Genomic DNA, 18,093 nt, shown 5'->3' on the forward strand with positions numbered 1-18,093 from the left:
CTCGGAGAGCGCATAGGGATGTTTCGTGGCGTTTCTCGCGCGTAAATCCCGTGTAAAAGTGGCTTGGCCACTTTTACGGTATTGCGCCAAGGCAAAATGGTTGGGCAGCGTGGGCGTATGCCCAGCACCTTTTTGCACTTCTTGCAGAGATTTCGGGGTCTGTGCCCAATTTCCGGAAGTCCAAATTGGGCACGCAAAATTGGGCACAGACCAGTTGAATAATTCCGGGATGCGACGTTGACGACTGAGGACCTGATCTTCATGCGCCCATGATAATTCGAAGGCCGAGTTATTGCTCGGCGAAGAGCTACACCAGGGGGTTTGGGGTATGTCAACGCACACCGATGAGGCGGCTGATGGCCGCAAGAATGGTCCAAAGAATAATGACGAAAGTGAGAAGGATGCACTGATGGAAGCGACCCATCTGCTGAAGGAAATTCTCATCAGCAAAAGGGGAGAACTGACACCGGAAGCTCAGGCACAAATCGCCCTAAGGTCCGACGAAGAGCGCGGGGCAACACTCGAACGACTTGTGAAAGAACTGGCCCCTCGGGATGTCTCTCCTGCGATGTGGCGGGAATGGCTTTTGGGTGGAGAATCGCCGTTCGGTTCAAGGCGTCTGAAGAAGCCTGTCAAGCTCCAACATGGAGCGGGAAAAGCTATCGCTCGAGGTCCCAAATCACTCAAACCGCATCGCGAGCGCGTAGAGAAAGCGAGAGCCGAGCTGGCACACGCAGAAGAGACGCTTGCGTATCACGAGGCGCTAGACAAAAGCCTGATGGAGGTGTCGGTTTATGACCACTTGGTCAAATTGCTCGGGCCGATATTCGCGATGGGCCCTGCGTGGACAATTATGAGGGCATTGTCTGGTCATGCGTCGGATAAACTCGCCGACGATATGACATGCTTTTATGATGGCAAAGCCAAGGAGAGAGCGATCAGAACGTTCCGCGCAGAATATGCGGAAGAGACTGCCAAGATGCTCATCGGTCTCGATTACTTTTCCGGGATCGAAGAGTTCGAGGACGGGCTTCGGGAAGCCATCAAGGGAGTGGTCGAAGAATTTGATTCCAGGAAAGACTCGGTGGTCACGGATGGTCGTAGGCGGCGTTCTGTGGAGCGTATAATGACCTCGGTTAATCCGGAGGCCCTCGACGGCGCCGACGATTTACTCGGAGGCTTCTAGTTAATGTCCGGATCCTGTGGACCAATGGAAATTTGACGCACTGAATCGATACTGCCTGACTGCTTTGGGGCCGCTAGCGGTCCGTCTGCTTTCAAGCCATTGGGCGTCCGAAGCTGACGTTCCAACCATGCAGTTTTCATACACTCTGAGAGGCGATGGTGGCTCAAAACGCAGATCACGGCTAAAACCGGCGTGCCTAATTCCTATGATGATCACAGCTCTCGGGCAGCGAGCGGCAGAACGTCACGACGACAAAGGATTACTCTACGATTGCGCACGCATTATCAGGTTCAGCGAGGACCCATTCCCCGTCTGACATCGTCAGTTCTGCAGTGTAACGACGATACTCATCCTCTCCCAAGGCAAAGTCGCACGTGAAGTCCGGGTCACCAAAGCCTTTAGATTTACAAAGCCCCTTGTTGGCAGGTTCCGCTTCGGGACACGCTTCCGCCCAAGCGGCGGCGAGCTCCTCGCGCTGCGGGGGTGGAATGGTTGGAGTCAATGGTTCTGCCGTTGCCTGCGTTTCTGGAGCTTCTTCAGAAGCGGGTTGATCCTGAGAACTGCAGGCGGCAACAGCGAGGGCACACACTACGATTGCAAATCGCATGATCAAATTCCTTCGGGTCAGTCAGACATCGAACCATCCAGACCGCTGATTTGCAGCTTGTAGGTTCCGTTACAGGCACGACGAATTTGCCCGCTCCAGGTTCCAGCGAGGGCCCTCTCCTGCATGAGTGTAGATGGTTCCGGTCGCAACAGGTCGTCGCCTCTGTTGAAGCTTTCCTGGGCAGATCACCGCTGCCACAAATGACCAGCGCAGCGACATTGCTGCTCGCGCCTCCTTGTGCGATAACGGAACAGCAGCAGCGCAACGATGACGTTGACGATTAAAGCCAGCGTCCCGATGGCTCCCATCGTCTTCGGGTCGGGGTTCGAACCGATGGCGAGGCCATAGATCGCGTAGCCGATCACCCAAAGGCCGAAGCCCAGCATTGTGGCGGCCTTGAACAGGGCAGCCTTTGCGCGCCAGGCCAGAGCCATACTCGCCACACCGAGACTGATCGCATAGTTCGCCGCATCGCCGAAGAAATCGAGCGCATCGGCCTGGAGCGTGCGGGAGTCGGCCGTGATACCGGCGACGATCTCCACCACGAACATTCCGGCGTTCGCGATCAGGGCGATCCACAGGATCAGCCGCCAGCGCGGATTGTTGTGCGCGCTTGGGTCAGTATCTGGCGTCTGGCAGCACGACTTGCCCATGCCGCTCTCCTTGCAACGTTCGAGTCGCAGGGACATATGCACCTTGTAGCAACTACAAGGTCAAGCGATGCGTATCGGCGAACTGGCGCGAGCCACTGGCACCAAGGCGGAGACGATCCGCTATTATGAGCGCGAGGGTATCCTGCCCACCGCAGACCGGACCGACAGCAACTATCGCGATTATTCGCAGAACCATTTGGCGGCGCTGACATTCGTGCGACGTGCGCGCGAACTCGGCTTCAGCATGGCGCAGGTGCGCGAATTGCTCGCCCTGTCCGACCATGACGACAAGCCTTGCGAGAATGTCGACCAGCTTGTCCGGCAACAACTGAGCGAGGTCGACGGCAAGATTGCCGATCTGACCGCGTTGCGTGAGGAACTACGCCAGATGCTACAACCTTGTGAGGCGGACCGTATTGGCGATTGCCGAATTGTAGAGAGCCTGGGTGCTTTGCGCGCAAGGCCATAGCCAGCGCCGAAGCCCGCTTCTCGAAAACTGCAAACGCCTGGCCGCCTAGTAAGAGAAATTAGCTGGCGGCCGATATGAATTTCGGAAAGGAAAGCGCCAGCAATCTGGGTGGCTGAAGAACAGTGCCTATCCGCGAAGTCGCCAAGCGAAGCGGATCGTTCGTTGCTCAATGTGATGGGGCCTGCGCGATGGCACCAATGATCTGGCAATCGGCCATGCGGCCGCCCTCGCAGTTGGCGGCCACTCTCTCCAGCTCACGCCGCATCAGCATCAGACGAGATATCCTCGCTTCTACAGCGAGAAGATGACGGCGTGCGATCGCAGCCGCCGCTCCGCAATCAAGGTCCGGGTGCTCCGTGAGAGCAATCAGTGACTTCAGCTCCTCCGTTGAAAAACCAAGGTCACGCCCGTTCCGTATGAACGTCAGGCGCTTTACATCCGCTTCGCTATAGGTGCGGCGACCGGAATCGGTACGCGCCGCCTTCGGCATCAAGGCGATATCCTCGTAAAAGCGGATTGTGTTGACCTTGACGCCAGTGCGCCTCGCCAGCTCGCCGATCATCAGCATCGCCATAAGTCCTGATCCTCCAGTGACTGGAGGGTGTATTCTGTGCCTTCTTGAGTCAATCGTCAGGAAGCCCGAATGGACCCCACGAACTTCACGCCGGCACTGGGCTGGCCGCAACTGACCGGCGCATACGATCTCGCCGTCAGAATGCTCACGCGCGAAAAGACATGGCGCTCAGCCCTGCTCGACCAGCTCGCTCCCTCCGGGGACGATGTGATCCTGGACGTCGGCTGCGGCACCGGGACGTTCGCTTTGCTCGTCAAGGAGGCGGTGCCGAACGCGCGAGTTGTCGGACTAGATCCGGATCCCGCGGTGCTGGAGATCGCCGCCGGCAAGGCATGTCAAGCGGGCGTCGAGATCGAGTGGCGACAGGAGTTCGTGCATGAAGCGGATCGATATGGCGACCCCTTCACAAAGGTTGTCTCGAGCCTTGTCTTCCATCAAGTGCCGATGGAGGAGAAGAGGCGCGGGATCGCAGCCATGGTCGGTGCGGTAAGATCCGGCGGCGAAGTCCATATCGCCGACTATGCGCGACAGCGCTTCAGACTGATGCGCGCATTGTTCGGCTTGGTGCAGCGCCTGGACGGGTTTGAGAACACAGAGCCGAACGCTCGCGGAGCAATGGAAGCGATCCTCGCTGATCTCGAGCCTGGCAGCGGCCGCCCGCGCCGGGTCGTCCGCACGCCGACGGGGGAGATAAGCCTGTTTCGCCTCGAAGTAGCACCGGCGTTGCAAAACAGGCTTGCTCCTCCAGTGACTGGAGGTTCTAGAGAGGCGTCATGACAGAATCGAAAGGAGAAACCGGCTGCGGCTGCCACGGCGACACCAATAGAGCTGCCGTCGATCCCGCCTATCGCCGCGCACTCTGGATCGTCGTCATCCTCAATGCCGGGTTCGGGATCATTGAACTGTTTGGCGGCTTTCTTGCGAACAGCCAGGCGCTGAAGGCGGATTCGCTCGATTTCCTGGGCGACGGGTCGATCACCTTTATCGGGCTGCTCGCGCTGGTCTGGTCCGCGTCCACGCGCGCCAAGGTTGCGCTCACCCAAGGCCTATTCCTCGCGTTGCTCGGTGTATGGGTGCTCGGGATGGCCGCATGGCGCGCGATGAACGCCATCCCGCCCGAAGCGGAGCTGATGGGCGGCATCGGGATCGCGGCTCTGGCTGTAAACGTCACGGCTGCTCTCGTCCTGGCCCGCTTCCGGGACAGCGGCGATGCCCAGGCGCGAGCAATTTGGCTGTTCTCGCGCAACGATGCGATCAACAATGTCGCGGTCGTCATAGCCGCCGGCCTGGTCTACTGGCTGGAGAGCGCTTGGCCCGATCTCGTCGTCGCAGCCATCATCGCCATCGTCTTTCTTCACTCGGCCTGGGAGATCATCCGTGGCGCCAGACGGGAGCTTGCGGAGGAACGTTGATGCGCAGAAGACACTTCGCGGCGGAGCCTGAACCTGCGGCTCGTCAGCGCTGCGACACGTGCAACAGCAAGTGTTGCGTACCAACAACCATGCGAATTCGACAGTTATAAGCCGTCGATAGCGACCGCGCCGGGACTTTGGCGAACAGCTCGCATACCGAGCCGCGCCGCCTGGACCGCAGCTGCGTGACCTTGGCTCTGGCCGCCCTTTTGCAATTGATTATCAGTCGCATCGTTTATAAGAGCTTTCCATGTCCGATCGCAGTTTGCCTTTCTGGGGCCGCAATGGCCGAGTGCTTCTCCTCATCGTTGTTCTCCTCCTAAGCGTTGTGGCTTCTGGCGCAGCGCGCGCTGGTGCACCCGGAGTTGCGACTACCTGGCGAATGCTCGACTATGTGGCTGTCGACTATGGGGCAGCGGTTACCGACGGTAAGGTGTCCAACCAGTTCGAATATGACGAAATGATCGAGTTCTCTGCGTCGGTCGCCGAGCGGATCGGCAGCCTTCCGGCCACCCAAAACAAAAGCAATCTCCAGGAACGCGCCAGAGAATTGAGGGAAGCCATTACGGCAAAGCGGCCGGCCGGCGAAGTCGCACAACTGGCGCGTGGTCTTGCCGCCGCCCTGCTCGCGGAACACCCGGTCCCGCTCGCCCCCAACGAGGCGCCTGACCTGACGCGGGCAACAACTTTGTTCGCCCAGAACTGCGCCGCGTGCCACGGATCGGCTGGCGAGTCTCCGCCGTCGCAGCTGATGGACATCGATCCCCCGCCGATCGACTTCACCGATCAGGAGCGCGCGCGGGAGCGCAGCGCGTTCGGGCTCTACCAGGTCATCACCCAGGGTCTTGAAGGCACGACCATGCCGAGCTTTGCTTCCCTCCCGGATCAGGACCGATGGGCGCTGGCTCTCTACGCTGGCGGCATAGCCTTCCCGCACGAAGCAGAAGGCCAGCGCCTCTGGGAGGAGAACGCCGAGATCCGCCGTCTCGTACCTGATCTCGAAGCGCTGGTCGCCTTGACACCAGCGGCGTTGGCGCAGCAGATCGGGGAGGACCGGGCATTTGCCGTCATGGCTTACTTGCGAGCCAATCCGCAGATCGTAGCAACCGCCGAAGGCTCGGGGTCACTGGATTTTGTGCGTAACAAACTGCGCGAAAGCCTTGCGGCATACGAGCGGGGGGACCGCGCACAGGCCAACGAGCTTGCCCTTTCCGCCTATCTCGATGGGTTCGAACCGCTTGAGGCGGTTCTGTCCACTCGGGACGGAGATCTGATGATGCGGGTTGAGCAAGCGCTTAGCGGCTTTCGCGCGAGCATCAACTCGGGTGTTCGACCGGCGGACCTACGCAGCGAGCTCATGGAGATGGATCCACTGCTGGACCGGGCGGAGACCGCCTTGTCGCCCGAAGCGGCGACAGACATTTCGACGTTCCTCGGCGCCTTCACGATCCTGCTGCGCGAGGGGCTCGAGGCGCTGCTGGTGGTGATCGCCATGATCGCGTTTGTCCGGAAGTCGGAGCGAACCGAGGTCATGCCCTACGTCCACGGTGGGTGGATTGCTGCCCTGCTCGCCGGTGTGGTCACCTGGGCCGTTGCGACCTACTTCGTGACCATAAGCGGCGCCAGCCGTGAGCTTACCGAAGGGTTTGGCGCGCTACTGGCGGCTGTGGTGCTCGTCTCGGTCGGCATCTGGATGCATGGGAAAAGCCAGGCCGACGAGTGGCGGCGGTACATCCAGGAAAAGATGGGCAAGGCTCTTTCGCGCCGGTCTGCCTGGTTCCTGTTCGGTCTTGCGTTCGTGGTTGTCTACCGCGAGGTGTTCGAGACGATACTGTTCTATACGGCCTTGTGGAATCCTCAGAACAGCGGGACCGTCCTCGCAGGCGCGCTGTCGGCGCTCGTGGTGCTCGCGGTCGTCGCCTGGGTCATGCTCCGCTACAGCCGGAAGCTCCCGATCACACAGTTCTTCAGGTACAGTGCGTGGCTGATCGCGGTCCTCGCCGTTGTGCTGGCCGGCAAAGGTATCGGTGCGCTTCAAGAAGCGGGAATGCTGGGCGTAACCCTCCTCGAAGGTCTCCCACGGGTCGATTTGATTGGGATCTATCCTGCCGTCGAACCGATTGCTGCGCAGGTGATCACCGCCGGAATCCTGTTTTTCGGGTTTCGGAGCAGCGGAGGCCAGCGAAGAGCTGCCGCAATGCAAGCCTAGTCAAGAAGATGGAATGGCGGCGCTCGGCACATCGGTGCGAGCTTGGCGGGTGCTAATCTGCGCGCGCAGGCTTGTCGCGCGAACGATTACTTTGGATCGGCGCCGTGTCGCGATGAGCTTCCTCTGATGCGGCGTGCAGCGGCCATGGGTTGGCGCGTTGCAAAAAACGAAAAAACGTCGCTTAAATCTCTAGTTCGCTCCCATCCTGCGCGTCATCCACAGCGCCACGGTAGGAACGATGATCCACATGGCCACCGGGACCGCACCGATATTTACGATGGGCATGAGCGGCATGGCCGGACTGTAGGTCCACCCCCAGTCGCTTCGAACGGCCAGCATCTCAATCGCCACCGTGACGCTGAGGCCAATGCTCAGATAGGCAATGAAGCGGGAAACCGGCCACGCGAGCAGCCAGGGAGTCTTTCCGCTGCCGATCGAAGCGCCGAGATACGCTCCCACCATGATTCCGGCATCGCCCAGCGCTGCAAGACCGCAGCGGCGTGCCGCTTGAGCAGGATCAAGATCGCCGCTCTCATAGAAGGGAAGCTGCAGCATTTCCCACGCAAACGCGATGAGCACTCCGAATATCGCCAACCAAAGAGCGGGATGCTCGCCGCGCCAGGTCATTCGTTTTGTATCTCGAGTGCTGCGGTCCAGAGCCAGTGTCTCCTGTTCAAGTTCTAAAGTGCCCGAGAGTTCGATCCCCGGTCCCTGTGCTGCTCGTACAAGCATCTTAAACGACGAAGCGATCCCAGCTCCCGTAATGCTCGTCGCTCCGGCGGCCTCTCGGCAGGCTCAATCCTATCAGCAAAGCTCCGAGCACAGTACCAAAGATGTCGCTCGTGATGCTGGTGCTTCCGTCCATCAGCCAGGGAGCCGCCATCAGCCAGAGACCAAACGCTACGTTCAGAAAACGCAGCGGTCTTGCGACTTCCGCCATCGTTATCACGGCAACCGTGATGACGAGCGCCCCCACCACATGGTCGCTGTCGGCCAGAGGCGGTTCTGTGCCGAGAACGAGCCTTGATAACATCAGAAAAGCGCCGATCAGCACACTGATGGCCAATGTCCAGGGGACCGTGACCCCGCGCGCCGCCGTACCGAGGCTCGCCGCGAACGGCGCATCGAAGCCGGGATGTTTGTCCTTGCTGCCGCCCGGAAGCGCGTCGCCGCGGAAAAAGGAGCGCCAGAACGGTCGGCCGCGCCGCGTGTTGAGAACCAGGAACTGGCCCATCGCGACCAGCTCGTCGAGCGAATAAGGTATCATGATCAGCATCGCGGCGGCCGCCATCAGGCAAATCGTGCAATAGGTGCCGATCATGATCGGCTGGATAATGATGAAGTAAATGCTGATCACGCCAAGGGGCACGACGACGATGCCGAACAGCGTCACCATCCAGGGCATGGTCCGCCAGCGGGCCCTTCCGCCCATGACTCCCATCAGGATCTCGAACATGTAGCTCATCGCACCGATGCCGCCATCGGCCACCGGCCAGGCCTTGGAGACATCGGAAGTGATGATGTATTCGGTGCCATTGAGCGCGCTTGGGGATGCGAAGAACGGCTCCCAAACCCCGTCGATATGGCCCAGCTGGTACGCAGTGAGAATGCGCGAAAGGAAGAAGCCGACGGCACCGAGGATAATGATCGGCATCCGCTGGACATAGGTGGAAGGCGAATAGGTCCAGCCCGGCGGTACGTCGCTGTCGTCCATCATCCCTTCGGGCGCCATTCCCGGCATCATCGGTACAAGGATGGTAAAGGCGATCACCAGCGCGCCGATAAAGGTATCGTTGGCATAGACGGCGGCATCGGGCGTCCAGAATACCAGCGGGGCGCCGAGCAGCCAGATGCCGATACACGTGTTCGCCCATTGAGCCCAGCCTCCGCGCGGCGAAAGGGAAATGGCCGCGAAGATCATGATCGGCACGCCGCTCACGACATCGTTCCAGGCTGTCAGCCAGCTTCGTAGCGCAGGATCCCAGAGATCGCGATCCTCGGTTATGCGCGTGACCGCAGTGGCAAATTCGTTTTGGTCGAAGGTCCCGAAGACAAACGGTGTGGTCGCGGGCCAGAGGCCGAGCAACATCGTGAACCAATGAACCCAGAGCATGTTGAAATGCATCTTGCGCATTTGACCGGAGTGCTCCGCCAGAGCGTCTTCGCTAAGCGGAGCAGGCTCTGCCTCATCGGCTTCATCGAAATGGCTACCGGCCACCCGCGCGGCATTGAGCTTGTTCTCAGCGTACCAGGCGGGCGGATCGGCTTTCAGACCTTCGACGATCCGCGGGAGGGCGGTCCTCAGCCTGTGCTACGGCGTCCAGTCCAGCCTTTCCCGCGCATTGCTGAGATCGAGTTCGTAGTGGTCGTCCGAAATGTCCACCATCCACGGCCGGATGAAAGCCTCTTCGCCAAGCACTTCGTTTTCGACCCAGGCGCCGGTCTTAGCGAGGCCCTTCGGCACCGTGCGCGTCGTCCAGTCCTCATCGTGGATCAGGCGTCCAAGCGACTTTTGCAGTTCGCCATAGGACATCACGTCATCTTCGCCGAGAAGAACCGGCCATTCACTGGGAAGCTCGCTCCGCCGGTCGACGATGCGCTCGATCCCGTCGAGCAAATCCTCAAGGTGCAAATATGGCTGTCCGGTGTCGAGGTCACCGGGATAGACGCGGGCGCTCGGCCGCTTCTCGTAAATTCGCGCGACCTGCTGTGCCAGAAACGCCGAATGGCCTTCATCGTCGTATACGCCCGCAGGCCGCACGAAGACCGCATTGATGTCGCCGCGCTTCTCGCGGATCAACTGCTCGGTGCGGACCTTCGATTCGCGGTAGGGCAGATCCGTGTCCAGCGGCGAGGTCTCGTCGATCAGCCCGCCGCCCTTGATGGGGGCATGGGCCAGCATCGTGCTCACGAACACGAACTGGTCGATTTCGAAATCCTGAAGTGCGTCGAGCAATCGACCGGTTCCCTTGACCGTCACCGCGTCATATTTGGGGTTCGGTTTACCGGTAAGATCGAAATAGGCAGCAAGGTGGACGAAGGAGGCGATCCTTTTGCCATAGGCGGTTCGAACGCGTTCGAAGGCGGCATCGATGCTCGCCTGGTCGGTGACATCGACACAGACGCATTCGGCCTCTGCCGGGGGATGGGGAGCGGCGTCGCGGTCGAATCCGATCACGCGGTATCTCGCTGCAAGCTTCTTTACGATGGCTGAGCCGATATAGCCGCTCGAGCCAGTAACGATCACGACAGGTTTATCGGAGTTGTCAGTCAAGATATGATCCTTGCTTCGACTTTGAACGACCTCACGACCCTTGAGCGGTGCCTAAAAACCTCAATCTAACAGAGTTTCCAACCCGAAAGCGTGCGGGAAAACGCAGTCCTTCTCCGTGTTACGAAATAACGATCGATTTCCCTCACATCGAGAGCAATTTCCGCAGCGAGCGGGCATTGGATTTAACTAACGGCACCCTTCCTGCCGAGCCTCGGGTTTCCTCGGCAGCCGATAATACGGACCAGCGCGAAAGACCAACGACTCGGCTTTGAAATAGGAACACATGGTAAGGGGAGACCGTAGTTCTGTCATATCAAACTACAATTTTCGAAGAGTAGGAGGCGACATGAAGGCCCAAGACGTAATGACATCGAACCCCGCATGCTGCAATCCATCGAGCACCGTGCAAGAGGCAGCTTTACTGATGGTCGATAATGATTGCGGCCAAATCCCCGTTGTCGACGATTCCGGCGCTTTGGTAGGTGTGGTGACTGACAGGGACATCGCCTGCCGGTGTGTTGCCAAAGGCTATTCCTCCGATCAAAGCGTGGAGGAAGTGATGACGTCGTCACCTGTCACTGTCAGCGTCAATGCGAGTGTCGATGAATGCTGCGCCAAGATGGAAGACAATCAGGTTCGCCGGCTTCCAGTGGTCGATGACGAGGGCAAATGTTGCGGCATCGTTGCGCAGGCCGATATCGCCAGAAGTGCAGCCGAGAAGGAAACCGGCGACCTCGTGCGCGAGGTATCGAAGGCCAGTTCGGAGCCAGCTTCGGCGGGATGCTGCTAGTCGCACAAGACTATTGATTTTACGCGGATAAAGCGGACGGGGCGATCTGATCGGTCCCCGTCCGCAATCGCTCGTTACTTGCCAATCGCCTCGCCCCCGACTATCTCGGGCCGGTGAAGTTCATTCGTACCTTGACCTTGATCCTTTTTGGCTTCGGACTCTTTGTCCAGGTTGGAGCGAATGCGGCAGCCCTTCCTCAGATCGAGGCGGCGGAGATGAGCGACTGTGCCGAGATGGCCGATAACGATACATCCACCGATCCGGCAGGACCATGTTCCAGCATGACGCTCGATTGCGTGATTGCCATGAATTGCTTGCCGCCTCTGGCTCTGTCGAATGCGACTGAAATGGAGGGTGCGCCCCTTCGTTTGGTACCGAGCTACCTTGTTTCTGCGGCCCCGTGGTTTGAAACAGATCCACCGCGACCGGAATCGCCTCCTCCAAAACCAATCCTCACCGTCTAGTTTTCCCTGAAGGCGCGTTGCGACTTTTGCGAGACTGACGAACGATGCAGCCGCACGAACCGGTCTTCGCCGGTGCGGCATGTTATGTCGTCAGCTCGCTCTGCACGAGTGAGATTTATGAACTGGCGAATTGGTTGGGTGCCGTTTTCGGCCCTGCTGGTCGCGCAGGCTGCCCAAGCGCAGTCGGTCGGCTATGAAGAAACCCTTGCGGCGGCGCGGGCGGAACAGCCCATGCTTGAAGCGGGCGCTTTGCGTGTACAGGCGAGGCGCGATGCTGCGGACGCAGCGGACGAATTGCCCGATCCACGCGTTCGTGCAGGCGTGATGAACTTGCCGGTCACCGGACCCGCTGCATTTAATCCGTATGCGCAATTGCCGACGCAGCTCGCGGTGGGCATCGAGCAGGAAATTCCCAATCTTGCCAGGCGGCGAGCACGATACGGCCTTGCCGGATCCGAAATCGGTATTGCCGAAGCCCGTCTTGGCTTGTCCGAACGTTCCATCCTCGCCGAGGCCGGGACGGCTTGGATTGGCCTGTATTATGCTCAGCAGCGCCTCGCTCTTGCGCGCGACTCTCTGGACAGCTTAAGGGACTTCGTTCCGGTCGCAGTCAGTGCCGTCGCTTCGGGATCGGCCAGACCTGCCGAAAGCCTTGCGATCCGGCGCGAGCTTCTCGAAATCGAGGATGCCATTACCCGGATCGAGGCCGCGCGCGCAGCCGCGCGTGCCCGGCTGCAGCGATATATCGCCGGAAGCGAGCCCGTCGCTGCGGGGGGCGCTCCCCAAGTTACCGTGGACCCGGAAGAGCTTCGGTTCGCGTTGGAGGCCAATCCGGAATTGCGTCTGGCGGATACCGAGCAGCGACGTGCCGAAGCTGCAGCCGATCTGGCACGCGCTGAAAAGCGACCTGATTTCGGCGTCAGCGTGACTTATGGACACCGTAATCCCGATTTTGGCAGTGTCGTATCGGTCATGGGATCGGTCACTTTGCCAATCTTCACTGACAGGCGGCAGAATCCGCGCATCGCGGCGGCCGAAGCAGACGCTGCTGCCGCCTCGGCCGAGCGCGTCGACCGCCTGAGGGCGATCAGGGCCCGGTTCGAAACCGATCTTGCTGAATGGCGCAGCGCGCTACAGCAATGGGAACGTGCGCGTGACCAGCTTCTCCCGCTCGCGCGCGACCGTGCCGACCTAGAAACCGCCAGCTTCGCTGCTGGACGCGCCGACCTCGTTGAAGTGATCGCGGCCAAATCTGCGCTGGCATTGCTCGAACTCGAGATTCTCGAACGCGAACAGATGGCTGTCGAAGCCGCTGCAACTCTACGACTTACATATGGGGAGGACAGGCCATGAAAGCCGTGTTCGAACGTCTTTCGCCGCGCCAGCGTTCTTATGCAGCGGCGGCGGGTATAGCCCTGATCAGCCTGGGGGCTGGCTACGGTCTGTCGATGCTCGGCGGCGGCAGCGATGGCGGTGACGCCGCTGCCGATGCCGGCTGCGAAGAAGTGCTCTACTGGTACGATCCGATGGTGCCGGATCAGCGCTTCGACGAGCCGGGCAAGTCGCCATTCATGGACATGCAGCTGGTTCCCAAATGCGCGGGCGGCGATGCGCAGGCTGGCGAAGGGGTCAGCATCGATTCCGGAATGGTCCAGAACTTCGGGATCCGCACTGCCGAGGCCGAATACGGCGTGCTGGAACCGGAAACGACGGTGACCGGCACGCTTGCCTACAATGGCAGCGAGGTAGCGATCGTCCAGCCACGCGCGGGCGGCTATGTTCAGCGAACATACGGCCACGCCCCGCAGGATCTGATCTCAAGAGGCGCGCCGGTCGTCGATTTGCTGGTGCCCGAATGGGGCGGCGCCCAGCAGGAATTTCTTGCCGTGGCGGCCACTGGCGACGCGGCGCTTACCAGTGCAGCCCGCCAGCGCCTTCGATTGCTCGGGATGCCGGAAGGCGTGATCTCCTCGGTGGCTCGAAGCGGGAGACCCCAATCGACGATCACCGTCACCGCGCCGCAATCGGGCGCGATTACCTCGCTCGGTGTAAGGCCGGGCATGACCGTCATGGCGGGGCAAAGCCTCGCCGAAATCAGCGGCTACAGTCCGATCTGGCTCGAGGCCGCTGTGCCCGAGGCCCTTGCGGGAAGCGCCCGCGTGGGACAGCCGGTAAGCGCGACGCTCACCGCTTTTCCTGGCGAGCGATTTGCAGGGCGGATCATTGCCATCCTGCCGAGTGCACAGGAGGCAAGCCGGACGATTACCGTGCGCGCGGCGATGCCCAACCCCGGCCTTCGCCTGAAACCGGGCATGTTTGCGCAGGTCACGATCGCTCCTGAACGGCGTGAAGCATTGCTCATCCCGTCGGAGGCCGTGATCCGCACCGGCGAACGCACGCTGGTGATGATCACTCAGGAAAGCGGAGGATACCGACCTGTCGAAGTCCGGATCGGGCGAGAAGCAGGCGGCCGCACCGAAGTTCTCGCGGGCCTCGCGGCAGGCGAGGAGGTGGTTACCTCCGGCCAGTTCCTGCTCGATTCCGAAGCCAGCCTTGCGGGTATCGATGTGCGTCCCATCGATGATGCACCGACGGCTGCCGGTGAAGAAGGCGCACAGGCGCAGGCGGATGCGGACGAGCCGCGCACCTATCGAGCCACAGGTACGATCGAACGCATCACTTCCCGCAGCATTACCTTGCGGCACGGGCCGGTCGAAGCTCTGGAATGGCCAGCCATGACGATGGGTTTTGCCACTGAAGGTCCGGCCCAGGTTCGCGGTTTCCAACGCGGCGACCGGGTGACCTTTACCTTCGTTCAGGCAAACAGCGGACCTCGAATCGTCTCGATCCGGAAGACCGACCAATGATCGCGCGGATCATCGGCAGTTCGATTGCCAATCGCCTTTTCGTGGTTCTGGCGGCGATCGGTCTGGCGCTCGCCGGCTTCTGGGCAGTGCGGACCACCCCGGTCGATGCGCTGCCCGATCTGTCGGACGTGCAGGTTGTCATCCGCTCGAACTATGCCGGGCAGGCCCCGCGTATCGTGGAGGATCAGGTCACCTATCCGCTGGCGACGACGATGCTCTCTGTGCCGGGGGCGAAGACCGTGCGTGGCTATTCGTTTTTCGGCGACAGCTATGTCTATGTGATCTTCGAGGACGGGACCGATCTGTATTGGGCGCGCTCGCGCGTGCTCGAATACCTCAACCAGGTCCAGAACCGCTTGCCCGAAGGCGTCGAGAGCACGCTCGGCCCTGACGCGACCGGGGTGGGATGGATCTACGAATACGCCTTGGTCGACCGGGGCGGCGGGCACGATCTGGCCGGACTGCGCAGCCTTCAGGATTGGTTCCTGCGCTACGAGCTGAAGACTATACCTGGGATCGCCGAGGTCGCCAGTGTGGGCGGCATGGTCAAGCAGTACCAGATCGTTCTCGACCCCTACCGTATGGCCTCCTTCGGAGTGACCCACGGCCAAATCGTGAGCGCGATCCAGGCGGGCAACCAGGAGGCAGGCGGGTCCATCGTCGAGATGGGCGAAGCGGAATTCATGGTGCGTTCGTCGGGTTATCTCGGCAGCCTCGATGATTTCCGCTCGATCCCTCTGCGCGCCGAAGCGGGAGGCGTGCCGGTGACGCTTGGCGATGTCGCCAATGTCCAGATCGGCCCCGAACTGCGCCGCGGTATCGCCGAGCTGAACGGCCAGGGCGAAGTCGCGGGCGGCATCGTCATTCTGCGGCAAGGCGCCGACGCGCGCGGCGCGATCGAGGCGGTGGAGGCAAAGCTCGAACAGCTGCGCGCGAGCCTGCCCGACGGGGTCGAGATAGTCACCACCTATGACCGTTCGCAGCTAATTGACGCTTCGGTCGATAACCTCACCACCAAGCTGATCGAGGAATTCATCGTCGTCGCGCTCGTGTGCCTGTTGTTCCTGTGGCACGCCCGCTCTGCCCTGGTCGCCGTGGTCACCTTGCCGCTGGGCGTTCTGGCAGCCTTTCTGGTGATGCGCTTCCAGGGAGTGAACGCCAACATCATGTCGCTCGGGGGCATTGCCATCGCGATCGGCGCGATGGTCGATGCGGCGGTGGTGATGATCGAAAACGCGCACAAGCACATCGAGCGCTGGACCGAGGACAATCCCGATACGGTCATGTCGGGTGAGGAGCGCTGGCGGATCGTCGCAGACGCATCGAAGGAAGTGGGTCCGGCGCTGTTTTTCAGCCTTCTGATCATCACCTTGTCCTTCCTGCCGGTCTTCACTTTGCAGGCGCAGGAAGGGCGGCTCTTTGCTCCGCTGGCCTTCACCAAGACCTATGCGATGGCGGCGGCGGCGATCCTGTCGGTCACGCTGGTTCCAGTGCTGATGGGATGGCTGATCCGGGGCAAGATACCGCGGGAAGACAGCAATCCGATCAACAAGGCGCTGACCCGTGCCTATCGGCCGGGGCTCGACTGGGTAATGCGGCGTCCGAAAGCGACGCTGGTCATTGCCGGACTGATCTTTGCGACGACGTTGGTACCCTTCACGCGGCTGGGCGGCGAATTCCTGCCTCCTCTCGATGAAGGCGACCTGCTCTATATGCCGAGCGCGCTTCCCGGACTTTCGCCGGGTGAGGCATCGGTTCTGCTCCAGCGGACCGACCGCCTGATCAAGACGGTGCCAGAAGTCGACACCGTTTTCGGCAAGGCGGGCCGCGCTGATACGGCCACCGATCCCGCGCCGCTGACGATGTTCGAGACGACGATCAGCTTCAAGCCGCGTGAGGAATGGCGCGAAGGGATGACGCCTGACAAGCTGGTCGAGGAGCTCGACCGGGTAGTCCGTGTCCCGGGCCTCGCCAATGTCTGGGTACCCCCGATCCGCAACCGCATCGACATGCTCGCGACAGGCATCAAAAGCCCGATCGGGGTCAAGGTCTCTGGCGAGGATCTGGGCGAGATCGAACGCGTGGCGCTTCATGTCGAACAGATTGCCAAGCAAGTGCCAGGCGTCAGTTCGGCGCTCGCTGAAAGGCTTTCAGGCGGGCGCTATGTCGATGTTGATATCAATCGCCTGGAAGCGGCTCGCTATGGGCTCAACATTGCCGATGTGCAGCAGATCGTGTCGGGCGCGATCGGCGGAGCGAATGTCGCGCGCACGGTGGAGGGGCTGGCCCGCTATCCGGTCAATGTCCGCTATCCGCGCGAGATCCGCGACAGCGTCGATGAGCTGCGCAATCTTCTGGTCCTGACCCCTGCGGGACAGCAGATCACGCTTGGCACGGTGGCGGATGTTCGTGTGACCAGCGGTCCGCCCATGCTCAAGAGCGAGCAGGGCCGACCGACCAGCTATGTCTATGTCGATGTACGTGGTCGCGACCTCACCTCGGTGGTGGGCGAGTTGCAGGAAGCGATCGGGGCGGAGGTCGATCTGCCCGCCGGCGTTAGTCTGTCCTATGCCGGGCAGTTCGAATATCTGACCCGCGCCTACGAACGGCTGAAGATCGTCGTGCCGGCGACGCTGGCGATCATTTTCCTGCTACTTTACCTGATCTTCCGCCGCTTCGACGAGGCGCTGCTGATCATGGGCACGCTGCCATTCGCGCTGACCGGCGGGTTTTGGTTACTTTACCTGATGGGATACAACCAATCCGTCGCCACCGCCGTCGGGTTCATTGCGCTGGCAGGCGTGTCAGCGGAGTTCGGCGTGGTCATGCTGATCTACCTGAAGGCCGCGCTGGAACGGCGGGAGGGCGATCTCGATGCCGAGGAGGTATCGGCAGCCATCCGCGAAGGCGCGCTGCTCCGCGTCCGGCCCAAGGCGATGACCGTCGCCGTGATCCTCGCTGGACTTTTTCCGATCCTGATCGGCACTGGCGCCGGATCCGAGGTGATGAGCCGTATCGCGGCCCCGATGATCGGCGGGATGATCACCGCCCCGCTGCTTTCAATGTTCGTACTTCCCGCCGCCTTTCTGATGATGCGGCGGCCCAGGGCCAAACGGTCCAAACCCCTCGAAGGAGAAGAAGAATGCGTATTACAACCCTCGTGACCCTATTGGCAGCGCCGCTGGCTCTCGCCGCGTGCGACTCGGGCGACGATACCGAAGCGATGGACGACACGGCCATGGCAGACGTTCAGATGCCGATGGACGATAGCGACATGCCGATGATGGGATCGGATGGCGCGATACGGACCGCCAGCGCCGAAGGGATCGTCACCGCCATCGACGCCGATGCGGGAACGATCACAGTCGATCACGGCGCTGTCCCCGCGATCGAATGGCCCGCCATGACGATGGGGTTCCAAGCCGACGAACAGCTGCGTCAGGACGTGGCGGTTGGCGACACGATCTCGTTCGACTTCACAACCGGCGAAGGCGGCAACACGATCACTTCGATCACCAAGAAGTAATTGTGAACCGGCCCCGGATCATTTTCGGGGTCGGCACAATAGGAGAAGTACGATGATGAACG

At 60.9% G+C, this 18,093-nt stretch carries 17 protein-coding genes; 11 read left to right on the plus strand and 6 right to left on the minus strand.

Features of this window, described 5'->3' with window-relative positions; translation table 11 throughout:
• Positions 1–328: 328 nt before the first annotated feature.
• Positions 329–1,186 (plus strand): hypothetical protein, encoded by an 858-nt coding sequence (locus tag ACSH0F_RS13255; protein WP_435203560.1) that lies wholly within the window; start codon positions 329–331, stop codon positions 1,184–1,186.
• A gap of 259 nt (positions 1,187–1,445) precedes the next feature.
• Here ACSH0F_RS13255 and ACSH0F_RS13260 read toward each other — a convergent pair whose 3' ends face one another.
• Entirely contained in the window at positions 1,446–1,793 is a 348-nt protein-coding gene (locus ACSH0F_RS13260) for a hypothetical protein (protein WP_435203561.1), read from the minus strand.
• A gap of 185 nt (positions 1,794–1,978) precedes the next feature.
• Positions 1,979–2,446, minus strand: a complete 468-nt coding sequence (locus ACSH0F_RS13265; protein ID WP_435203563.1) for a cation transporter — start codon at positions 2,444–2,446, stop codon at positions 1,979–1,981.
• A gap of 67 nt (positions 2,447–2,513) precedes the next feature.
• Between ACSH0F_RS13265 and ACSH0F_RS13270 the strand changes: the two genes are divergently transcribed.
• Positions 2,514–2,915, plus strand: coding sequence for a MerR family transcriptional regulator (locus ACSH0F_RS13270; RefSeq protein ID WP_435203565.1), 402 nt, complete (start codon positions 2,514–2,516; stop codon positions 2,913–2,915).
• A gap of 166 nt (positions 2,916–3,081) precedes the next feature.
• On the opposite strand, the gene ACSH0F_RS13275 is transcribed toward ACSH0F_RS13270, so the two are convergent.
• Positions 3,082–3,489 carry a MerR family transcriptional regulator gene (locus ACSH0F_RS13275; protein ID WP_435203567.1) on the minus strand — a complete coding sequence of 136 codons (408 nt, stop codon included), beginning with the start codon at positions 3,487–3,489 and terminating at the stop codon, positions 3,082–3,084.
• Positions 3,490–3,558: 69 nt separating this feature from the next.
• Here ACSH0F_RS13275 and ACSH0F_RS13280 point away from each other — a divergent pair, with 69 nt between their 5' ends.
• The 3 genes from ACSH0F_RS13280 (at position 3,559) to ACSH0F_RS13290 (ending at position 7,110) form a co-directional block, all read left to right on the plus strand.
• Entirely contained in the window at positions 3,559–4,266 is a 708-nt protein-coding gene (locus tag ACSH0F_RS13280; RefSeq protein ID WP_435203569.1) for a class I SAM-dependent methyltransferase, read from the plus strand.
• A complete protein-coding gene (locus tag ACSH0F_RS13285; protein ID WP_435203571.1) occupies positions 4,263–4,901 on the plus strand; it encodes a cation transporter in 639 nt (212 codons plus the stop codon). Before ACSH0F_RS13280 ends, ACSH0F_RS13285 begins: the two co-directional genes overlap by 4 nt.
• 250 nt (positions 4,902–5,151) lie before the next feature.
• The gene (locus ACSH0F_RS13290; protein ID WP_435203573.1) at positions 5,152–7,110 is read left to right on the plus strand and encodes an FTR1 family protein; all 1,959 of its coding nucleotides are present in this window, start codon (positions 5,152–5,154) and stop codon (positions 7,108–7,110) included.
• A gap of 189 nt (positions 7,111–7,299) precedes the next feature.
• On the opposite strand, the gene ACSH0F_RS13295 is transcribed toward ACSH0F_RS13290, so the two are convergent.
• From ACSH0F_RS13295 to ACSH0F_RS13305, 3 genes are all read right to left on the minus strand, one after another.
• The gene (locus ACSH0F_RS13295; RefSeq protein WP_435203575.1) at positions 7,300–7,737 is read right to left on the minus strand and encodes a hypothetical protein; all 438 of its coding nucleotides are present in this window, start codon (positions 7,735–7,737) and stop codon (positions 7,300–7,302) included.
• Between the two features lie 106 nt (positions 7,738–7,843).
• Positions 7,844–9,244 (minus strand): vitamin K epoxide reductase family protein, encoded by a 1,401-nt coding sequence (locus tag ACSH0F_RS13300; protein ID WP_435203577.1) that lies wholly within the window; start codon positions 9,242–9,244, stop codon positions 7,844–7,846.
• Between the two features lie 177 nt (positions 9,245–9,421).
• Positions 9,422–10,384: an NAD-dependent epimerase/dehydratase family protein gene (locus ACSH0F_RS13305; RefSeq protein ID WP_435203579.1), complete on the minus strand. Its 963-nt coding sequence runs from the start codon at positions 10,382–10,384 to the stop codon at positions 9,422–9,424.
• Between the two features lie 346 nt (positions 10,385–10,730).
• Between ACSH0F_RS13305 and ACSH0F_RS13310 the strand changes: the two genes are divergently transcribed.
• The 6 genes from ACSH0F_RS13310 (at position 10,731) to ACSH0F_RS13335 (ending at position 18,031) form a co-directional block, all read left to right on the plus strand.
• A complete protein-coding gene (locus ACSH0F_RS13310) occupies positions 10,731–11,174 on the plus strand; it encodes a CBS domain-containing protein (protein WP_435203581.1) in 444 nt (147 codons plus the stop codon).
• Positions 11,175–11,287: 113 nt separating this feature from the next.
• On the plus strand, positions 11,288–11,638 hold the full coding sequence (locus ACSH0F_RS13315) for a hypothetical protein (protein WP_063612670.1): 351 nt from the start codon (positions 11,288–11,290) through the stop codon (positions 11,636–11,638).
• Between the two features lie 117 nt (positions 11,639–11,755).
• Positions 11,756–12,991, plus strand: a complete 1,236-nt coding sequence (locus ACSH0F_RS13320; RefSeq protein WP_435203584.1) for a TolC family protein — start codon at positions 11,756–11,758, stop codon at positions 12,989–12,991.
• On the plus strand, positions 12,988–14,505 hold the full coding sequence (locus ACSH0F_RS13325; protein WP_435203586.1) for an efflux RND transporter periplasmic adaptor subunit: 1,518 nt from the start codon (positions 12,988–12,990) through the stop codon (positions 14,503–14,505). The genes ACSH0F_RS13320 and ACSH0F_RS13325 overlap by 4 nt, the downstream gene beginning before the upstream one ends.
• Complete coding sequence (locus ACSH0F_RS13330; RefSeq protein ID WP_435203588.1) at positions 14,502–17,669, plus strand: efflux RND transporter permease subunit; 3,168 nt, start codon at positions 14,502–14,504, stop codon at positions 17,667–17,669. The genes ACSH0F_RS13325 and ACSH0F_RS13330 overlap by 4 nt, the downstream gene beginning before the upstream one ends.
• Entirely contained in the window at positions 17,648–18,031 is a 384-nt protein-coding gene (locus ACSH0F_RS13335; RefSeq protein WP_435203590.1) for a copper-binding protein, read from the plus strand. The genes ACSH0F_RS13330 and ACSH0F_RS13335 overlap by 22 nt, the downstream gene beginning before the upstream one ends.
• Positions 18,032–18,093: the final 62 nt, after the last annotated feature.

Origin of the sequence: Qipengyuania sp. 902 (assembly GCF_051195295.1) — a bacterium.
In the GTDB taxonomy this organism is placed as follows: domain Bacteria; phylum Pseudomonadota; class Alphaproteobacteria; order Sphingomonadales; family Sphingomonadaceae; genus Qipengyuania.